At 70.7% G+C, this 18,640-nt stretch carries 16 protein-coding genes; 8 read left to right on the forward strand and 8 right to left on the reverse strand.

The annotated features are described in order from the left end of the window. Positions 1-6: 6 nt before the first annotated feature. Positions 7-270 (reverse strand): hypothetical protein, encoded by a 264-nt coding sequence (locus tag AB0389_RS05850; RefSeq protein WP_366394059.1) that lies wholly within the window; start codon positions 268-270, stop codon positions 7-9. A 217-nt stretch (positions 271-487) separates the two neighbouring features. Then, entirely contained in the window at positions 488-1,297 is an 810-nt protein-coding gene (locus tag AB0389_RS05855; protein ID WP_366394060.1) for an SGNH/GDSL hydrolase family protein, read from the reverse strand. 582 nt (positions 1,298-1,879) lie between these two features. Between AB0389_RS05855 and AB0389_RS05860 the strand changes: the two genes are divergently transcribed. From AB0389_RS05860 to AB0389_RS05875, 4 genes are all read left to right on the forward strand, one after another. Further along, positions 1,880-2,698: a glycosyltransferase family 2 protein gene (locus AB0389_RS05860; RefSeq protein ID WP_366394093.1), complete on the forward strand. Its 819-nt coding sequence runs from the start codon at positions 1,880-1,882 to the stop codon at positions 2,696-2,698. After that, entirely contained in the window at positions 2,695-3,942 is a 1,248-nt protein-coding gene (locus AB0389_RS05865; protein ID WP_366394061.1) for a glycosyltransferase family 2 protein, read from the forward strand. The genes AB0389_RS05860 and AB0389_RS05865 overlap by 4 nt, the downstream gene beginning before the upstream one ends. A gap of 71 nt (positions 3,943-4,013) precedes the next feature. Continuing rightward, entirely contained in the window at positions 4,014-4,811 is a 798-nt protein-coding gene (locus AB0389_RS05870; RefSeq protein ID WP_366394094.1) for a polysaccharide deacetylase family protein, read from the forward strand. Between the two features lie 116 nt (positions 4,812-4,927). Then, a complete protein-coding gene (locus tag AB0389_RS05875; protein ID WP_366394062.1) occupies positions 4,928-6,067 on the forward strand; it encodes a DUF5925 domain-containing protein in 1,140 nt (379 codons plus the stop codon). A 30-nt stretch (positions 6,068-6,097) separates the two neighbouring features. On the opposite strand, the gene AB0389_RS05880 is transcribed toward AB0389_RS05875, so the two are convergent. From AB0389_RS05880 to AB0389_RS05890, 3 genes are all read right to left on the reverse strand, one after another. Then, complete coding sequence (locus AB0389_RS05880) at positions 6,098-6,472, reverse strand: GntR family transcriptional regulator (protein ID WP_366394063.1); 375 nt, start codon at positions 6,470-6,472, stop codon at positions 6,098-6,100. Between the two features lie 100 nt (positions 6,473-6,572). Then, positions 6,573-7,712, reverse strand: a complete 1,140-nt coding sequence (locus AB0389_RS05885; RefSeq protein ID WP_366394064.1) for a methyltransferase domain-containing protein — start codon at positions 7,710-7,712, stop codon at positions 6,573-6,575. Next, positions 7,709-8,581 carry a putative protein N(5)-glutamine methyltransferase gene (locus AB0389_RS05890; protein ID WP_366394065.1) on the reverse strand — a complete coding sequence of 291 codons (873 nt, stop codon included), beginning with the start codon at positions 8,579-8,581 and terminating at the stop codon, positions 7,709-7,711. Before AB0389_RS05890 ends, AB0389_RS05885 begins: the two co-directional genes overlap by 4 nt. 371 nt (positions 8,582-8,952) lie before the next feature. Between AB0389_RS05890 and AB0389_RS05895 the strand changes: the two genes are divergently transcribed. Continuing rightward, positions 8,953-10,068, forward strand: a complete 1,116-nt coding sequence (locus tag AB0389_RS05895) for a lytic polysaccharide monooxygenase (protein WP_366394066.1) — start codon at positions 8,953-8,955, stop codon at positions 10,066-10,068. A gap of 31 nt (positions 10,069-10,099) precedes the next feature. Here the strand turns inward: AB0389_RS05895 and AB0389_RS05900 are convergent, their stop codons facing one another. The 3 genes from AB0389_RS05900 to AB0389_RS05910 all read right to left on the reverse strand — a co-directional run bounded on the left by AB0389_RS05900 (position 10,100) and on the right by AB0389_RS05910 (position 14,064). Continuing rightward, positions 10,100-11,023: an alpha/beta fold hydrolase gene (locus AB0389_RS05900; protein ID WP_366394067.1), complete on the reverse strand. Its 924-nt coding sequence runs from the start codon at positions 11,021-11,023 to the stop codon at positions 10,100-10,102. 168 nt (positions 11,024-11,191) lie between these two features. Next, complete coding sequence (locus AB0389_RS05905; RefSeq protein WP_366394068.1) at positions 11,192-12,181, reverse strand: hypothetical protein; 990 nt, start codon at positions 12,179-12,181, stop codon at positions 11,192-11,194. After that, complete coding sequence (locus AB0389_RS05910) at positions 12,178-14,064, reverse strand: OB-fold nucleic acid binding domain-containing protein (protein WP_366394069.1); 1,887 nt, start codon at positions 14,062-14,064, stop codon at positions 12,178-12,180. Before AB0389_RS05910 ends, AB0389_RS05905 begins: the two co-directional genes overlap by 4 nt. 659 nt (positions 14,065-14,723) lie before the next feature. Here AB0389_RS05910 and AB0389_RS05915 point away from each other — a divergent pair. The 3 genes from AB0389_RS05915 to AB0389_RS05925 are packed head-to-tail and all read left to right on the forward strand — an operon-like array spanning position 14,724 to position 18,588. Further along, complete coding sequence (locus AB0389_RS05915; RefSeq protein ID WP_366394070.1) at positions 14,724-16,082, forward strand: dsDNA nuclease domain-containing protein; 1,359 nt, start codon at positions 14,724-14,726, stop codon at positions 16,080-16,082. Next, positions 16,079-16,651: a hypothetical protein gene (locus tag AB0389_RS05920; protein WP_366394071.1), complete on the forward strand. Its 573-nt coding sequence runs from the start codon at positions 16,079-16,081 to the stop codon at positions 16,649-16,651. Before AB0389_RS05915 ends, AB0389_RS05920 begins: the two co-directional genes overlap by 4 nt. Continuing rightward, positions 16,651-18,588 (forward strand): AAA family ATPase, encoded by a 1,938-nt coding sequence (locus AB0389_RS05925; RefSeq protein ID WP_366394072.1) that lies wholly within the window; start codon positions 16,651-16,653, stop codon positions 18,586-18,588. Before AB0389_RS05920 ends, AB0389_RS05925 begins: the two co-directional genes overlap by 1 nt. The last annotated feature ends 52 nt before the right edge of the window (positions 18,589-18,640 follow it).

Below are 18,640 nucleotides of genomic sequence, written 5' to 3' on the forward strand. Positions count from 1 at the left end.
GCAGGCTCAGCGGCGGCCACCGAAGAGCGAGCGGCTCAGCCGGCGCAGCGGTGCGAAGAGCGCGACCCGCGCGCCCTTGTTCCGATGCGTCTCCGAGCGGTCGCGCGCGGTCAGTTCGCGCATCAGCAAAGTCGCCTCGACCGTCTCGCGCTGGGGCACGGCGGGACCGCCGAGCACCGAGAGATGGCGGTCGAGGCGCGAACTGGACGCGCTGCTTCCGCAGGTGATCGCAGGGACTCGCGCCCTGCTGTGTACCGTTATCCGATTCATGTCACTCCCCACCCGTACGAGGGCACCCGGCCCGGGCAGGTTAACCCTATCGCCCCTTACGGACCCTCGTGTATCCCGCCTCGGGGATTGACCACACTCGTACGGGAAAGAACAGCCGGCGTCGATCCATCTTTTTTCAGGGCGAGTTGGACACTTCACCCATTACGGTACGGAGGTGGCCCGCGGCGCCCGGCGGGACGCCGCCAACCTCTCCCCGTTACGCGGCCGACGCGAAGACCGGCAGATAGCCGCCCGACTGGCCGGCGGCGGTGGGGTGGTAGGACTCGGAGACGCTGAGCACATTGAGGCTGTGCAGCCACGCGGAGCCCGAGCAGATCTCGTGGCCGGTGAACGCGCCGGCCACTTCCGCGAAGGTGAAGCCGTGGTCGGCGGCGCGCTTGGCGGTCGCCGCGTTCAGATAGTCGGAGGCGCCGTTGATCGCCGTACGCACGGTGTCGCTCAGTCCGGCGAGGCAGCTGCCGCCGATCTTGTAGAAGCGGGGGTAGCCGAGGACGACGACCCGGGCCGCGGGCGCCTTGGCCTTGATCGCCGTGTACACGGAGTCGAGCCGTCCCGGCAGGGTCGAGTCGACGTAGGAGCGGGCGGTGGCGATCCTGGCGAGGCAGGTCGCCTGGGACTGGAGCACGCAGGTGGTCATGACATCGGAGAAGCCCGCGTCATTGCCGCCGACGGTGATGCTGACGAGGTCGGTGCCGGAGTTCAGCGGCGTCAGCTGACCGGCGGTCACATCACTCGTACGAGCGCCCGAGCACGCGGTGGACGCGAAGGTCGCGGGCTTGTTCGCGGTCGCCCAGAGGGCCGGATAGGCCCTGGGCGTGCGCTTGCAGTCGCCGCTGGCACTGTCGTAGCCGCCGGATCCGACACCGGAGGAGTACGAGTCCCCCAGCGCCACGTAGTCGACGGCGGCGACGGTCGGGGCCGCGTGGGCCGAGGCCGCTCCGGTGAGAGCGAGGACGGCGCCGAGGAGGAGCGATGCGGAGAATGCCGTGATTCGGGACAGTTTCATGGGACCTCTCCTTAGCAGGGTTTCTGCCCCCAATTTCGTACCAGCCAGTTCACTAATCTGGAAGTGTTCATGCCAAGTGCATTCGGTGAAATTCCCGCCACGGCAGTCGAGTTGAGCGGATTTGATCAGGGAGGTTACGGAACTGACCGTCGAAGTACGGCCAAAGAATCAGAAAAGCACGCCCACGTTCCAGCCCTTGCCATACAGTCCCAATCATCAATACCGTCGTACATCCACCCGCATCGGTCCATCATGCAAGCGGCTCCTGGGGAGGGCTCGAAGGTCGCGATGGCTCCCGGGGCGGGGCGCGGTAGGGGGGTGTCGCGCTCGGCGTTCTTACGTGGTGCCGAGTCGCGTGCCGCGCGGCATGTACCACAGCTCACCCATCCAGTACGGCAGCACGGAGTTCCGGCACGGAGCTCCCTTTCGTCATGGGCGGGGTGAGAACCCCCCTTTCGAACCGGAAACACAGCCGGACCGCCCGGGGGCGGGCGGTCCACCGGACGAGAGGGAAAGAGACTCGTGAGCGCTTCGCTGCGCCCGGCGGTATCGGGCGAAGATCCGTTAGTGGTTCCCACGACCGTGGTTGCCACGACCGTGGTTCCCACGACCGCACCGACCGGCGGTCATCCGCAGTACCGGCCCATCTCCTCGCACCTCGCGATCACCCCGCCCGTCAGCGTCGTGATCCCCGCGATGAACGAGGCCGAGAACCTTCCGTACGTCTTCAGCACCCTGCCCGGCTGGATCCATGAAGTCGTCCTGGTGGACGGCGATTCGACCGACGACACGATCCGGGTGGCCCGCGAGCTGTGGCCGGACGTCAAGGTCGTCGAACAGCGCGGCAAGGGCAAGGGCGACGCCCTGATCAGCGGATTCGCCGCCTGCACGGGCGACATCATCGTGATGGTCGACGCGGACGGCTCGGCCGACGGCCAGGAGATCGTCTCCTATGTGTCGGCCCTGGTCTCCGGCGCCGACTTCGCCAAGGGCTCGCGCTTCGCCAACGGCGGCGGCACGGACGACATGACGGTGATCCGCAAGCTCGGCAACCGGGTGCTCTGCGCCGCCGTCAACGCCAAGTTCGGCGCCCGGTACACCGATCTCTGCTACGGCTACAACGCCTTCTGGCGCCACTGCCTGGACGAGATCACGCTGGACTGCACCGGCTTCGAGGTGGAGACCCTGATGAACATCCGGGTCGTCAAGGCGGGGCTGAAGGTGCAGGAGATACCGAGCCACGAGTACGACCGGATCCACGGGGTCAGCAATCTGAGAGCCGTCAGAGACGGGCTGCGGGTCCTCGGGGTGATCCTCCGCGAGCGCGGTGTCCCGAGGTCGACCCGGCGTCGCCGCCCGCTCGCGGCCGGAGTCACGGTCCCCCGGGGGAGGGCGACATGACGGCGCGGCACCGGCCCTTCTCCGTGGTGATCTGCGTGTACACCGAGGACCGCTGGGACGACATCCGCGCGGCGGTCGGCTCCGTACGGCGGCAGTCGCTGCCCGCCCTGGAGACGCTGCTCGTGGTCGACCACCACCCGGCCCTGCTGGCACGGCTGGTCCGGGAGTACGAGAAGGAGGCGGCGCGCGGCGAGGTGCGTGTGCTGCCCAACGCGGGGCCGCGCGGGCTGTCCGCCGGCCGCAACACCGGGATCGCCGTCGCCCGCGGGGAGATCGTGGCGTTCCTCGACGACGACGCGGTGGCCGAGCGCGACTGGCTGCGCGTCTTCGACGAGGCGTACGACGGGCCCGGGGCCGGGGGGCGGGTGGTGGACGACCGCCGCGTGCTGGCCGTCGGCGGCAGGACCGTGCCCGCCTGGGCGTCGGGCGCCCGGCCCGCCTGGTTCCCCGAGGAGTTCGACTGGGTCGTCGGCTGTACGTACCGGGGGCTGCCCGAGGGCCGGGTACGGGTCCGTAACGTCCTCGGCGGGAACGCGTCCTTCCGGCGGACCGTGTTCGACACCGTGGGCGGCTTCGCGACGGGCATCGGGCGGGACGGCGACAAACGTCCGCTGGGCGGCGAGGAGACGGAGCTGTGCATCCGGCTCACCGACGCCGTCCCTGACGCGACGCTGCTGATCGACGACCGCGCGGTCATCCACCACCGGGTGCCGCACGCGCGGGAACGGTTCGGCTACTTCTGCTCGCGCACGTACGCGGAAGGGCTCTCCAAGGCGCTGGTCGCCAGAAGCGTGGGGGCGGACAAGGGGCTCGCGTCCGAGCGCCGCTACACCACCCGCGTACTCCCGGCCGGTATCGCGCGCGGTCTGCGCGACGGGGTACGGGGGCGGCCCGGCGGCTTCGGCCGGGCCGGGGCGATCGTGGCCGGGGTGGCCCTCGCGGCGGCCGGCTATCTGGTGGGCCGCTACCGGACGCGCGGCGGGGGCGGGTCGTTCACGTCGGGACCGATAACCTCCGGCCCGGCGGTGACGAGCGCGACGGTGACAGGCGCGACGGTGAGCGGTTCGACGGTGACCGGTTCGACGGCGGTGGGCTCGTCGGCACCGGGCGTGGTCGCGTCCCCGTCCGCCGCATCCCCGTCCGCCGCATCCCCGTCCGCCGCATCCCCGTCCGCCGCATCCCCGTCCGCCGCATCCCCGTCCGCCGCGGGCCGGACCGCACTCCGCCGGGGAGCCGCCGCATGACGACCCGTCCGACGAGCCCGACGAGCCCGGCGCCGTACGCGCCGGGCCCGCCGGCCGCCGTCCCGATCCTCATGTACCACGCGATCGGGCACCGGCCGCCGGCGGCCACGTACGGACTGTCCGTATCGCCCGAGGCGTTCGCCGACCAGATGGAGCTGCTCCACACGCGCGGCTTCACCCCGGTCACACCGGCCCGGCTCGCCGGCGCCTGGCGAGCGGGCGACCCGCTGCCCGAGCGGCCCGTACTGATCACCTTCGACGACGGTTACGCGGGCGTGCGCCGGCACGCCCTGCCGGTGCTCGCCTCGTACTCCTTCGCCGCCGGCCTGTTCGTCTCGACGGGCTGGCTGCGCGGGCGGTACGACACGGGCGGCGCCCCCGACACCATGCTCGACTGGGACGAGGTCCGTGAACTGGCCGCGGCCGGCGTGGAGATCGGCGGTCACAGCCACACCCATCCGCAGCTCGACCAGCTCGACGACGCGCGGCTCACGTTCGAGATCCGCCGCTGCCGCGAGATCCTCGCCACCGAACTGGGCACGCCGCCCGCCTCGTTCGCCTACCCGTTCGGCTACTCCAGCCGGCGCGTGCGCCACACGGTCCGCACGGCCGGTTTCGCCCAGTCCCTGGCCGTCGGCAACGGCCTGGCGCGCCGCGCCCAGGGCCCCTACGCCCTGCACCGGGTGACCGTACGGCGCACCACGGGCCTCGCCGGCTTCGCCCACCTGGTCGAGGGCCGCGCCCTGACCCGCGCCTTCGCCCTGGACCGGACGCTCACCAAGGGCTACGCCCTCGTACGACGCGCCCGCCGGGCGGGAACGGTGGTGAGGGGGCGCCCGACCGCGGCGGCCGAGCGCCCCGGACACTGAGCCGCGCGCTCTGAGCCGGGCGTACGGAGCCGGGCGTACGGAGCCGGGCGGCGGCGGTAGGCGGCGGTGGGCAAAACACGGTGCGCAGGCCGCCGCCGTGCCGGATCATGTGCGGCATGTCTGCCGAACCTCAGGACGCGCTGCCGATCCGGCTCACCGTCGATGACAGCGACTCGCCGTCGGACGTGGTCGACGCGCTGTTCCTCGGCCGTTTCACGACGGGCGAGCAGCCGTACTCCCACAGCACCACCATCGACCGGGTCAAGCCCGGCTCGACCCTGCTGCCGCCGGGCGCCGAGGTGCTGCGCCGCGCCGTGGACGACGACCGGGGCGCGACGCTCGCCGAGGGCGCGGGCTGGACCCTGCTGGTGTCGCGGTGGAACCACCGGGCCGATGTGACGGTCACGGCTCTCACCGCCGAACTCGCCGAAAAGATCCTCCGGCAGGCCACCGACGGCGCCAAGGACCAGCCGGAGACGCAGCCGGACGCGGTGCCGATGGGATTCTGGTACTACTCGCCGAAGCAGGGCCCGCACCGCTCCACCCGGCAGATCACCGCGGGCACCTGGGCCGATGTCAGGACCAACTACCGCGCGCCGGTGGCCGACGCGATGGACGGGCTGATGAAGCTGGCGCCGGACGACATCGCGGGCCGGCTGCTTCTGCTGCACGGTCCGCCGGGCACCGGCAAGACGTCCGCGCTGCGCACGCTGGCCCGTTCCTGGCGGGACTGGTGCCAGGTCGACTGCGTACTCGACCCGGAGCGGCTCTTCAACGACGTCGGCTATCTGATGGACATCGCGATCGGCGAGGACGACGGCACGGCCGAGGGCCGTTGGCGGCTGCTTCTGCTGGAGGACTGCGACGAGCTGATCCGGGGCGAGGCGAAGCACGCGGCGGGTCAGGCGCTGTCGCGGCTGCTGAACCTCACCGACGGGCTGCTCGGCCAGGGCAGGAACGTGCTGGTGGGGGTGACGACCAACGAGGACCTGGAGCGGCTGCACCCCGCGGTGGTGAGGCCCGGCCGCTGTCTGGCCAGGATCGAGGTGGGCGCGCTGAGTCGTGCGGAGGCGCTGTCCTGGATGAAGGAGCAGGACCGCAAGGGCGAGGGCGATGACACCGCCCACCGCGACTGGGAGTCGTTGGTCGGCCGGGAGGGCGCCACGCTGGCGGAGCTGTACGCGCTGCGGCGGGGAACGGGCCCCGCGTCGGTGCCGGCCCAGCAGTCGAACCGGGACGCGGGCCTCTACCTCTGACACTCCGGCAGAAGTGCGTCCCCCGCTCCCCTACTTCGCATAAACGGCCCGCACGGCCTCCTCCGCCGCCGCCAGCGCCGCCGCCCTGCCGAGCCCCAGCCGTCGTGCGCGCTCGGCGTAGGTCCGCGCCGCGGTGGCGGCCTCGCGGTCGGCGGCCTCGCCGGCCGCGGCGACGAACGTACCGTTCCGGCCGCGCGTCTCGATCACCCCGTCGGTCTCCAGCGCGCGGTATGCCTTGGCGACCGTGTTGGCGGCCAGCCCCAGCTCCCCGGCGAGCCCCCGTACGGTCGGGAGCTTGTACCCCACCGGCAGGGCGCCGGAGCGGGCCTTCGCCGAGATCTGGGTGCGCAGTTGCTCGTACGGAGCGGTCGCCGCCGCCGAGTCGATCACGATCTTCAAGGTCACGCGGCGATTCTCCCCCACGACCCGCCGCCGACGGGCGCGCTGCGGCACAGCTGGCCGGAACACGCCGAAGGTTGAGCAATGGACGACACCGGGGCCCTCATCAAACACCACGGGGTCCTGGCCGGGTGGCGGCCAGCACGACGGCGCGGCCGGGCGCGTCCGGGGTGTGGGCGATCGGGTCGCCGTCCTCGTGCCAGTGGATGACGAACCGTTCGCCCGCGCGGTACGCGTCGAGCCCGGCTCGGCAGTAGGCGACCATGTCGTCCGGGAGCGCGGCCAGCGGGTGCCAGGACAGCCCGGAGCATTTGTGCGGCTCGCGGTTGACGGGCTCGCCTCCCGCGCCGTACGCCGCCTCGAAGAACCAGCCGATCCGGGGCTCGCCCGCCGGGCCCCGGTGCTGCATGACCAGGGCGACGCGCAGGTCGTCGGGGGTGAGCGAGACGCCGATCTCCTCGGCCGCCTCCCTGATCATGGCCGCACGGACGTCCTCGCCCGATTCCACGTGTCCGGAGGGGCCGTTGAGCAGGCCGTCCGCGTATCCGGTGCCCGAGCGGCGGGCGAGCAGCACCTCGTCGCCCCGGCGCAGGATCAGATGGACGTCGACCACCTCGGTGTGGCGCCGGGGCGGCGCGAGGGCCGCGACCAGCGCGTACCGCTCGTCGTCGACCGGGCGGCCCCAGAGCGCCGGGTCCGCCGAGAGCCGTTCGTGGTGGACGCGTTCGGTGAACGGGGCGAGGGCGGCGGTGAGCCGGGCGGCGGGCAGGCCCGTACCGGAGGCGGGCAGTCCGTCACCGGTCCAGACGCCTTCGATCAGGACGAGCCGGCCGCCGGGGCGCAGCAGCGTGGCCCAGTGCCGCAGGGCCGCCTCGGGGTCGGGCAGCGCCCACAGCACATGCCGGGCCAGCACGACATCGAACGCCCCCGCCGCCACCGGCGGGCACGCCGCGTCGCCGACCAGCACCCGGGCCCCGGCCGCCGCCCCGGCCCCCGCCAGCTTCGCCCGGGCCAGCGCGGCCATCCGCGGCGACCGGTCGACGGCCGTCACCCGGTGCCCCGCCTCGGCGGCGAGCAGCGCGAGGCTCCCCGTACCGCACCCGAGATCCAGCACGGCCCCGGCCGCCTCCGGCAGCCAACCGGCCAGCCGCCCGGCCCAGGCCGCCCGGACCACGGGGTCCCGCAGGCCGTGGTCGGGCTCCTCGTCGAAGGTGTCGGCGGACACGTCCCAGTCGATCGTGGTCATCCCCCGATGCTGCCATCCACCACTGACAACGCGGGGCGGGTCGCGGTGACGACCGTGGCGTACAGCTCCTCGGAGCGGGACACCCGGGGGGTCAGTCCGGCCGCGGTGACGATGGCGGCGGCCCGGGAGGTCTGGCGGTCGCTCGTCTCGAAGAGGAGGTGGCCGCCCGGCGCCAGCCAGTCGCGGGCCCCGGCGGTGACGCGGCGCAGCACGTCGAGGCCGTCGGCGCCGCCGTCCAGGGCTACCCGGGCCTCGTGGACGCGGGCTTCCGGGGGCAGCAGGCCCATCTCCTCGGTGGGTACGTACGGGACGTTGGCGAGCAGGACGCCGACGCGCCCGCGCAGCGCGGCGGGCAGGGGCGTGTAGAGGTCGCCCTCGTACACCTCGCCGCCCCCGGCGGCGGCGACATTGCGCCGGGCGCACCGTACCGCCGCGGGGTCGATGTCGGCGGCGTGCAGTTCGACGCCCGCGCACACGGTGGCCAGCGCCGCGCCCAGCGCGCCTGAGCCGCAGCAGAGGTCGACGACGACGGTGCCGGGGCGGGCGAGGAGCGCCGCCCGCTCGACGAGGAACTCGGTACGGCGGCGGGGCACGAAGACCCCCGGGTCCACGGCCATCCGCAGCCCGCGGAACTCCGCCCAGCCCAGGACGTGTTCCAGCGGCAGCCCCCCGGCGCGCCGCTCCACCAGGCCGTCGAGGGCGGCCGGTGTCGTCGCGGCGGCGAGCAGCAGCCGTGCCTCGTCCTCGGCGAAGACGCAGCCGGCGGCGCGGAGCCTGGCGACGACACCGGGAAACGGCGCGGCGGAGAAGGAAGAGGAGGAAGGGGAAGACGAAGGAGAAGAAGAGGAGGGCGAATGCGGAACTGACATGCGGTGTGCCTTTCGGAATGCCCAGGGCACTCCCGGCGACCACTCGTGTCCCTTATGTCCCAGGGATCGCGCGGCCGTTCGGAGGGAGCACCCGACCTGATACAGCGGTGATGGGTCTCGCCTCCTTCGGCCGGTACGTGTGCGGTGCGCCTGCGTGGCACACGGCTGGGTGGTACGTAAACGCACCCTACCTGAGCGGCCTCTTAGCCTCACCTTAAGCCGACCATAAGGATCGCCCTCACCCCCTCCCAACAGGCGATTCGGGGGTTCGGAGCGGCTAGCTTGCTGATCGCCGGAGCGGCACGGGGGCGGGGAGGCCGCCGGTCGCTCCGGCGGATTCCCCGCCGTCCGCTCCGAAGGAGAACCTCTTCATGTCCGCTCGCCGTACGGCAACCGGGATCGTCGTCCTCGGTCTCGTCCCGCTCTCGCTGACCGGCCTGACCGCCGCGCCCGCCGCCGCCCACGGGTCGATGACGGACCCGGTCAGCCGGGTCGCCGCGTGCTTCGCCGAGGGGCCGGAGAACCCGCGCTCGGAGGCGTGCAAGGCCGCCGTCGCGGCGAGCGGTACGCAGGCGTTCTACGACTGGAACGAGGTCAACATCGCCGACGCCGCCGGGAACCACCGGCAGCTGATCCCGGACGGCAAGCTGTGCGGCGCGGGCCGGGACAAGTACAAGGGGCTCGATCTGGCGCGCGCCGACTGGCCGTCGTCCCCCATGGCGCCGGGCGACCGCACCTTCCGCTACAAGGCCACCGCGCCGCACCGGGGCTCGTTCGAGCTGTACCTCACCAAGGACGGGTACGACCCGACGCAGCCGCTGAAGTGGTCGGATCTGGAGGAGCAGCCGTTCCTCAAGGTCGCCGACCCGAAGCTGGAGGACGGCGCGTACGTGTTCAACGGCGTCGTCCCGAACCGGTCGGGCCGCCACCTCCTCTACTCGATCTGGCAGCGCTCCGACAGCCCCGAGGCCTTCTACACCTGCTCCGACGTGGTCTTCGGCCAGGACAACGGCGGTGCGGGCGGCGCCGGTTCGGCCCCCTCCGCGCCAGCCGCCACCGCGCCGGCCGCTTCCGCCCCCACCGACCGGACGATCGAGGAGGGGGCGGAGAAGTCCACCGTCGACCACAACGGACACGGCGGGGAGCACGGGGAGAGCGGGGAGCACGGCCACGGCGGGAACGGTACGGAGGCGGCGCAGGCCCCGGCGAAGACCTCCACGCCCACCCCCACATCCGCCGCTCCCGGCACCGACGCCACCCCCGCTGACGCTGCCGCTGACGCCAAGCCCAACGCCCCCGAGGCCAAGGCCGCCGGCGCCCCGGTGGAGCAGGCGGCCGACGGCCGGGAGAACCTCGCCGAGACCGGTGGCGGCGACAGCACCTCGTACTACGCGATCGGCGGCGCGGCAGCTCTCGCCCTCGGCGCGGCGGTGATGTTCGGCACGGCCCGCCGCCGTACGGTCCGTACGGTCCGCCACCGCGGCTGACCGTTCGGCTGACCGTTCGGCCGGCAGCGCGTCAGCCGAGCACCGACAGGCAGGTCGTCGGTGTGGCCCGTGCCGGGTCGAGCGCGTTGGCGACCTCGTGGAAGGCGATCCGGTCGATCAGCCCGATCGCCGCGTGCTCGGACAGATCGACCGCACACAGGTCCTGGAGCAGCACATTGCGCACCTCGGAGCCGGTCAGGAACTGTGTGCGGTACGGCGTGACCACCTCGTCGTACCGCGTCGCGATCACCGTGTAGCGCACCCCGGGGACGGTGTCTCCGCCCGCGTTGAGCTTGGTCAGGAAGGCGGACCCGGCTATCTGGTCGGCCAGCGCCGGGGTCTTCTCGCTCAGCAGGTCCTTGGCGCCGGGGAAGTAGGCCAGCAGCTTGGTCAGCCCGAGCAGGGTGGTGCCGTGGCTGCTGGGCGCGATGCCCACCAGCGCGTTCACCTTGGCCGCCCCGCCGAGGAACTTCAGGTAGTAGCGGGGCATCATGCCGCCCTGGGAGTGGCCGACGATGTCGACTTTCGCGGCGCCGGTGGCCGCGAGGACCCTGTCGACGTACGTGGCGAGCTGGGCGGCCGAGGCGTCGATGGGACCGAGCCCGTAGAAGACCGGCACGCCGGGGAGCTGACCGTGGTCGAGCGCGAAGACGCAGTAGCCGCGCTTCACCAGGTACGGCGCGAGACCGAGCCAGTTGTCGACGGAGTTCGCGAACGTGCCGTGGACGAGCACGACGGGGCGGGGATGGGCGGCCGAGGGCTTGCAGGAGAAGTCGTTCCACCCGCTGCTCGGCGCGGCGGCGGCGGTGACGGCGGATATGGAATCGGATATGGAAGCGGAGGGGGATTCCGCGGGGGATGCGGAAGCGGTCGCGGCCACGGCGGGGGTGACGGTGACCGTGGCGGCCAGCAGCAGTGCGGACAGCGTGCCGAGCGCGCGTTTCCAGGGCAGCATCGGGCGATCTCCTTGCGGCTCAAGGGTGAAAGCGATGACTGTCAGCCCTGTGGTCCGGACCACATTTTCTGGCTGTACTCAGCCAAGTTACGCACGGGTAGAGCGACGAAGGGAAGTTACGCGCCGGTAAAACCCGTGCGGATAACCGCCGTTGCCCGGCGTCCCGCCTCACGCGGCCCAGCGGCTCAGCGACCCCGGCACGATCGCCCGCGGCCCGAACCTCGCCCGCGCGCGGTCCGCCACCTCCTCGATCCGCCGCGCCCGCTCGTCCACCGGGTCGAACGTCAGCTGCCGCGCGGCCCGTCCAGCCGGGGTCAGCCCCTCCGCGCGGACCGCGAAGGCCCGGACCCGCGCCCGTTGCAGCCCGAGCGACTCATGGATCCGGTACGCGGCGGCGGCGAGCGCGGCCGAGTGCGCGGTCGGCTCGCGCAGCGCGCGCGTACGGGTGGTCACGGACCGGTCCGCGTACCGCGCGGTGAGCGTCAGCGAGCGGCACACCTGGTCCGTGCCGCGCATCAGGGAGCCCAGCTCCTCGGTGATCGAGAGCAGTGCGCGCCGGTGCAGCTCATGGTCCAACTCGTCGTGCGGGAAGCTCCGTTCGGCGGCCACCGAGCGGGCGGCGGCGTCCGGGACCACCCTCGTACGGTCGATACCGCGCGCCTTCTCGTACAGCTCGCGCCCCAGCCGTACCCCCGTGATCCGCTGGAGCGTCGACAGCGGTACGGCCGCCGTCCGCCCGACGGTGTCGAGTCCGTACGAGCGCAGCGCGCGGGCCGTCGCGGCGCCGATCCCGGGCAGGGCGTCGACCGGGCGCGGCGCCAGGAACTCCCGTACCGCGCGCTCGTCGTCCGCCACCGCGCACGTCGTCCCGGGCGTGGCCGCCCGCGCGGCCATCCGCGCCAGTACGGGGGTGGCTGCCACCCCGATCGCGCAGCCGGCGCCGAGGTGCGCGAGCGCCCGTACCCGCAGGACGGCGGCGATCCCGGCGGCGTCCTGCCCGAAGTACCGCCGCGCGCCGCGCACATCGAGGAGCGCGGCATCGGGTGGCAGCGCCTGGACCACGGGGCTGATGTCCTCGGCCAGCGCGAGGAGCGCGGGCAGCGCGGACGGCGCGGCTTCGGCGCCGCCCCTCCCTTCGAGCCGTATACAGAGGATCATCCCGCGCTCCCCGGGCTGGAGTGCCACAGCTTCCGGCCGGTCGGGACGCCTTCGCCGGGCGGTTTGAGGTCCGCCCACGGGTTCAGCTCGTAGCCCGTGGACAGCCTGATCCGCCGGCCACCGTCGCCTGAACCGGAATCCGGACCGGAGGCGGAACCGGAATCGGAACTGGAACCAGAACTGGAACCGGAACCGGAATCCGGACCCAGCGCCGCCGCCACCGCCTCCAGACCGCCCGTCTTCCGCAGCTCCACCAGCTCCGCCAGATTCCAGGCCGCCGCGCCCACCACGCTCAGGCTGCGCGGCCCCCGCCGCTGCACCACCCCGCGCACCAGCAGCAGCCACGAGTGGAAGACCGTGTGCGCGCACGCCTCGTGGCTGTCGTCGAAGAAGGCGAGGTCGACCAGGCCCGTACCGTCGTCCAGCGTGGTGAAGATGACCCGCTTGCCGGAGCGGATCGGCGGGGTCTGGGTCGCCACCTTGGCGCCGGCGACCAGGACCGTACGGCCGTGTGCCGTCTCCCCCAGCCGCTTGGCCGAAATCGCACCCAGCTCGGACAGGAAGTCATGGTGGTCCGCCATCAAGTGCCGGGAGGCGTCCATGCCGAGGACGCCCAGCTCGGCGCTGAGCCGTTCCGCGTCACCCAGATCGGGCAGTCCAGCGGGGGCCGTCCGCCGCCCGCCCTCCAACGGAAGCTGATCGCCGTACCCGCCCGCGCCGCGCCCCGTACCCCGCCCCGCGCCGTACCCGCCCGCGCCGCGCCGGACCACCCGCTGAGCGCCGTGCAGCTCGGACAGATGCAGCAGCAGATCCCGCCGGTTCGCGCCGAACATGTCCAACGCGCCGACCTGCGCGAGCCGTTCGGCGACGGGACGGCCCGGGGCCGCCCGCTGCCAGAAGTCGCGCAGCGAGGAGTAGGGCTGTCCTGCCTCGATCCGCGCCGCCTCGGCCCCGCTGATGCCGTGGACATCGAGGAGCGCCAGCCGCACTCCCCACACACCATCAGATACCAGTTCGATTTGATGAGCGGTGCGTGACCGGTTCACATCCAGCGGCAGCACCGGCACCCCCCGCCGCCGCGCGTCCGCCAGCAGCAGCCGCTTCGGGTACATCCCCGGATCGTGGGTGAGCAGCCCGGCGTAGAAGGCCGCCGGATGGTGTGCTTTCAGCCACGCGGACTGGTAGGTCGGCACGGCGAACGCGACGGCGTGCGCCTTGCAGAAGCCGTACGAGCCGAACGCCTCGACGATCTCCCACGCGCGCGCCACCACCTCGGGCGCGTATCCGCGCTGCCTGGTCAGCCGCTCGAACCAGACCCGGATCCGCCCCTGCGACTCCGGGTCGGAGAGCCCGCGCCGTACCCGGTCGGCCTCCTCCCGGCCGCAGCCCGTCATGATGTCGACCATCCGGATGATCTGCTCGTGGAAGACGACCACGCCGTAGGTCTCGCGCAGCGGCCCCTCCAGGTCGGGGTGCGGATAGCGGACCGGCGCCCTGCCGTGCCTGGCCTCGATGAACGGCCGCACCATGTCCGCCGCCACCGGCCCCGGCCGGAAGAGCGAGATGTCGACCACCAGATCGTGGAAGGTGGCGGGCTGGAGCCGGCCGACGAGATCGCGCTGGCCGGGCGACTCGATCTGGAAGCAGCCCAGCGTCTGCGCCGATCCAATCAGCCGGTAGGTCGCGGGGTCGCCCTCCGGCACCTGCGCCGGATCGTCGATGTCCACCCGCTCCCCGGTGGCGCGGGCGATCTCGGCGACGGCGTGCGCCATCGCCGACTGCATCCGCACACCCAGCACATCGAGTTTGAGCAGCCCCAGCTCCTCGACGTCCTCCTTGTCGAACTGGGACATCGGGAAGTGCTCGCCGCTGGTCGGAACCACCGGGGTGTAGGGTCCGCGGTTTCATACGCAGCGTACGTAAACTATATTCAACGTGTGCGCATTCCCGTACTGCTTACGCAATGCTGACTGTGCGTAAGGACGGCTGCCGAGGTAAGCGGCACGGCCGCCACGCCCGGCCGTGAGTAGACAGGGCAGCCGTGAGGCATTGGCCTGCGCGCGCAAGCTTGCCCAAGCGCACCTATCGGTTTCCGGACACCCAGCGGGCGCTGATCGAGTTGCTGGGGCGTGGGGCTGACGAGCGACCAACACCAAGCGCCGTATGGCGCTGCGGCTCTCCCAGCAGCGGCTGCGTCTGGCTTCGGCCCGATCGACGCGCCGCAGCTGCTGACACGCGGGCTAATCCTCACCGAGATTGAGGAACGGCTGGTCAAAGGCACGGCAAGGGCGCCGTGGCGCTGTCGGCCAGCACGATGGGCTACGAGCCGCTGCGGCAACTCTCCGAGGGAAGCAATGCGTTCCGATATCAACCGGCACGTGAGACCCGTCCTGAGCCAGTCGCCCTCGGCGCGGACGGATTGTCTGATCGTTCCAGATTTATGCGATCACTCGGTTACGTCACGCATCCGGACTGTGATACGCCTAAGGATCTTCGGCTCACCGACCCCCTTCAGGGCTCGCGGTGCGCGTACGGCTTGGGGGTGGCTGTGGTCGACATGACAGCGGACACGGTGGATGACGCGGACGACTTCGTGCATCCGATCTTTCGGCGGGCGCCCGGCGAGGATGGTGGAACCGACACCTCACGGCTGTATCGGTACCAAGCCGAAGTGGCGGCTCAGGCATGCCTGGCCATGCTTACACGGGACGAGATCGAGTACGTCGTCTGCGAGTGGCACGAGGACTTCGCCATCGCCTTCAAGGACGGCACCGTCGAGCTGGTGTCGGTGAAGCACCGCCAGTACCACCGGACCCTGTGGAATGTGGGCGATCTGTGCAAGGACGGGGGCCTGGCACACCTGTTCAACAGCTGGCGCGCGTGCGGTTGCGCGGACAACGTTCGGTTGCGCCTCACCACGAACGGCGCCTTGAACACCAGCAAGGGCAATGCCGCTATGCTCGCGAGAATGTGCGGCCCAGACCCAGAGGTCACTGCGGACGTCGACACGATGGCAACGACCATCGCGCGGTACTTCCTGAAGATCCGCTGGAAGCAACCGTACCCGCACATCCCCGAGGTGCCGGAGACCAAGGCGATGGCTGACATCGCCATACCCGACGGCTTCGTCGCCACGATCAAGCAGTTCCTGACCGTGCTGCACATCGACTACAAGAGCGTGCCCTCGTCCAGGTTCATCACCGACCACAACCTGCAGCAGCTCCTCCGGCCGGCCATCCTGGCTCTGGAGCTGGACCACGTGGACGACGAAGCCACCTACCGCCGGATCGTCGAGCGCATCGAGCAGGCCAACCGCGGCGAGGGCGAGCGTGGCCAGCTGGCCGAGTACATCGCAACGCCGAGCAGGGTCCTCCAGAACGTGCAGATGCAGCAGCGCATCGCCCGCCGGACGCTGTACGCCCGCACGGTGCGCGAGCAGTTCGTCTACCGCGAACTCACCGTTCCGACCTTCGCTCCTGGTCGACTCCCCATGGTCGCTCCCGGAGGAGTGAACCTCCGGAAGAAGCTGGTGCAGGGGCAGGTGCCCGATGATGAGGTCATGCACGCGGAGAGTTTGCGCTCGGCGTGGTACGTCGCCTGGAAACAGCACCAATCGGGGTTGCCTGGAGACAGTTCAGACCTCGCCAATATGCGCTTGGAGGTCTTGGATACCGCCTTCGACTGCCGTGCGGACGCGCAGTGCGAGACGGCGGAGAGCAAGCCGTACGGGGCGCGGATGAACCGGCTCTTGAGGCAGCGGCTGACGCCTGAGGCGATGTCGGCGACCCTGCCGTTCAAGATCAACAGTAAGCATCTTCGCGGCCTGGCGTATCAGCTGTGTGACGACTGCGACTACTACTTCTCCGACGTCTTCATGATCTCCGACGAGGAGGCATCGTGAGCAACGCCTCCGAGCGTTTGGCTTCCGAGGCGCGCATCAAGGTGCAGGCTCGTAGCGAGGAGCGCCGTGAGGCTCACTATCACGAGGCGAGAGTCCTGCTGCTGATCGGACGCTTCACCACGGCACGCATGGGCCTTGTGGGACTCACCAAACTGGCCAAGCTCGACTTCCTACTTCGCTATCCGGCGATGCTGGAGCGGCTGCTCGACGAGAACGGCGACAGCTGGCCACGCGGCACCGAGCCCACAGCCGCCGAGCGACGGGCGGTCGAGAGTCGTATGACCCGCTACAAGTACGGGCCATGGGATCAGCGCTACTACAGCATCCTCGGCTCGCTGGCAGCCCGTGACCTCATTACGTACGCGGGTGGCGACCGGACTGAGTTCCGTGTCACGGCCAGTGGCGCTGAGGCCGTGGCGGTTCTGTCGGAGACGGCTGGCTGGGTGCTCGTCTCGCAACGTACGGCGCTTTTGAAGAAGCACTTCGACAAGTCGGGGTCAGCCCTGAAGAACCTCATCTATGAGCGCCTGCCCGACGCGGTGGACAGGCCCTGGCGGACGGAAATCTGATGGCGGTCAACCTGAAGTTCCTCGCCCTGACTCTCACCACCGCCGATGCGGAGAAGACGTACCGGTTCGACCAGCCGGCCACCGTGATCAGCGGACCGAGCGGCAGCGGCAAGTCCAGCCTTCTCATGCTGCTCAAGCACGCTGCCGGCGGTGACGCCATCCTCACGCCTGCCGTGCGCGATCACGTCCATTCAGTGTGTGCGGAGGTCCTTGTCGGCGACGAGCATCTGGCGCTTCGGAGGCTGATCGGCGAAGCCGGCAGCAACCGGGTGGACGTGCTCGACCCCGTCACGCTGGAACTCCGAGAGAGCTTCATCATCCGCGCCGAGGCCGGTCAGACAACTCTGTCCGACCGGCTGCTGAGCGCCTTGAGGTTCCCTCGTGCGTCGATTCCCGTGCGTCGGGAAGGCAAAGCAGCCAAGGCCAACGTGACCTTCCAGGCCCTGTTCGCCTACGTCTACCTCGAAGCGATCTACATCGACACCCAGATCGTTCGCCACCAGCAGACCTACTTCGACGGGATGCGCCGAGCCCTTTTCGAGATCATCTTCGGGCTGACGGACAGCGTGCTCTTGGATCTGAAGCAGCGATCAGCGCAGCTTTTGACGGACATGAAGACGAAAACCTCTGAGCACGACAACGTCAGCAACTTCCTCCGAGAGTCGGACTCGCGAAGTGATGACGTGCTTCGCGCGGAACTCGTTCAGCTACGCGAGATGCTGTCCCTCGCCGAACGCGCCCTCAGCGATCTGCGCTCGGAGCTGGAGGAGAGCAGCGCGGCCGATGCCGTTCTCCGGCAGCAGCTCCGTCGGGCCGTCGCCGGCGCGAGGGACGCCACCCAAGAGGCCGAAGCCGCACGCGAGCTGCTCGAAGCCCGTGAATCAGTCGTCGCTCAGGTCGAACTCGATCTCCTGCGCCTGGAGCGCTCAGCGTCCGCGATCGAGAAGCTGTCTCCCTTCGACTTCGTCATCTGCCCTCGCTGCATGCAGCGGCTGGAAGGGCGGCCGGTCCAAGAGGACCACTGCATTGTCTGCCTGCAACACGATCCCCCGGACGAGTCCATCGACCCTGCGGCCATCCAGCAGACCCGGGAGGCCCTTGAGAGGCAGCTCCAGGACGCACACGCTGTTCGCGAAGCTGATGCGCAGGTTCTTGCAGCCGCGCGTGACCGCGTCCAGCAAGCTGACTTCCTCACCGCCACCCTGCGGCGGGAGCTGGACGTGCAGACCCGGGACATCGTCGCGCCCCGGTTCGACGCGATCGCCGGTTCCAGCGCCCGCGTAGCCTCTCTCGGAGCGAGCATCGACGCCGTCACCCAGCTGCGTGATGCTTGGGCTCGCGCGCGGTCCATCAACCAAGAGGTCAAGGACCTCAAGGCGACCCGCACACGCGTCCAGGCCGACGTCAAGAGCCGTACCCTGGCCCTCGCAGCCCGCGGCCAACTCGTAGACGACCTGAGCCAGGAGTTCTTCACCCTGCTCGCCGAGCTGCACCTGCCTTGGGTACAAACGGCGGTCATCGACCCGAAGACCTACCTGCCGGTGATCGACGGCAGCCCCTTCGAGAGCCTGCAGGCTTCCGGCGGCGGCATCACGACATGCGTGAGCATCGCCTACAGCCTCGCCCTACTGGAATTCGGACTCACCCACCCTGATGTCCTCGTCCCCTCCCTGCTGATCATCGACTCCCCGCGCAAGGCACTGGGCAACAACCCAGACGACCAGGAACGCGGAAACCGCATCTACGACCGCTTCAAAGCACTCGCAGACGCCTACGGCGACCAGGTACAGCTGATCATCGCTGACAACGACACCGCTCCCATCCCCAGCGACACTTTCAGCACCATCCCCCTCGACTACAACCGCCCCATGGTCCCCGGTGTAGCGCACCCTGGGCCTGAGCATGTCCACCGTGCCGAAGACGGGTATGAGTCATAGGCCTGCGGCCAGTCATCGGCCGTTCCTAATGGTCGGGCTGATAGCAGTGCTC

It is taken from the genome of Streptomyces sp. NPDC093109 (assembly GCF_040701725.1).
Classification (GTDB): Bacteria; Actinomycetota; Actinomycetes; order Streptomycetales; family Streptomycetaceae; genus Streptomyces.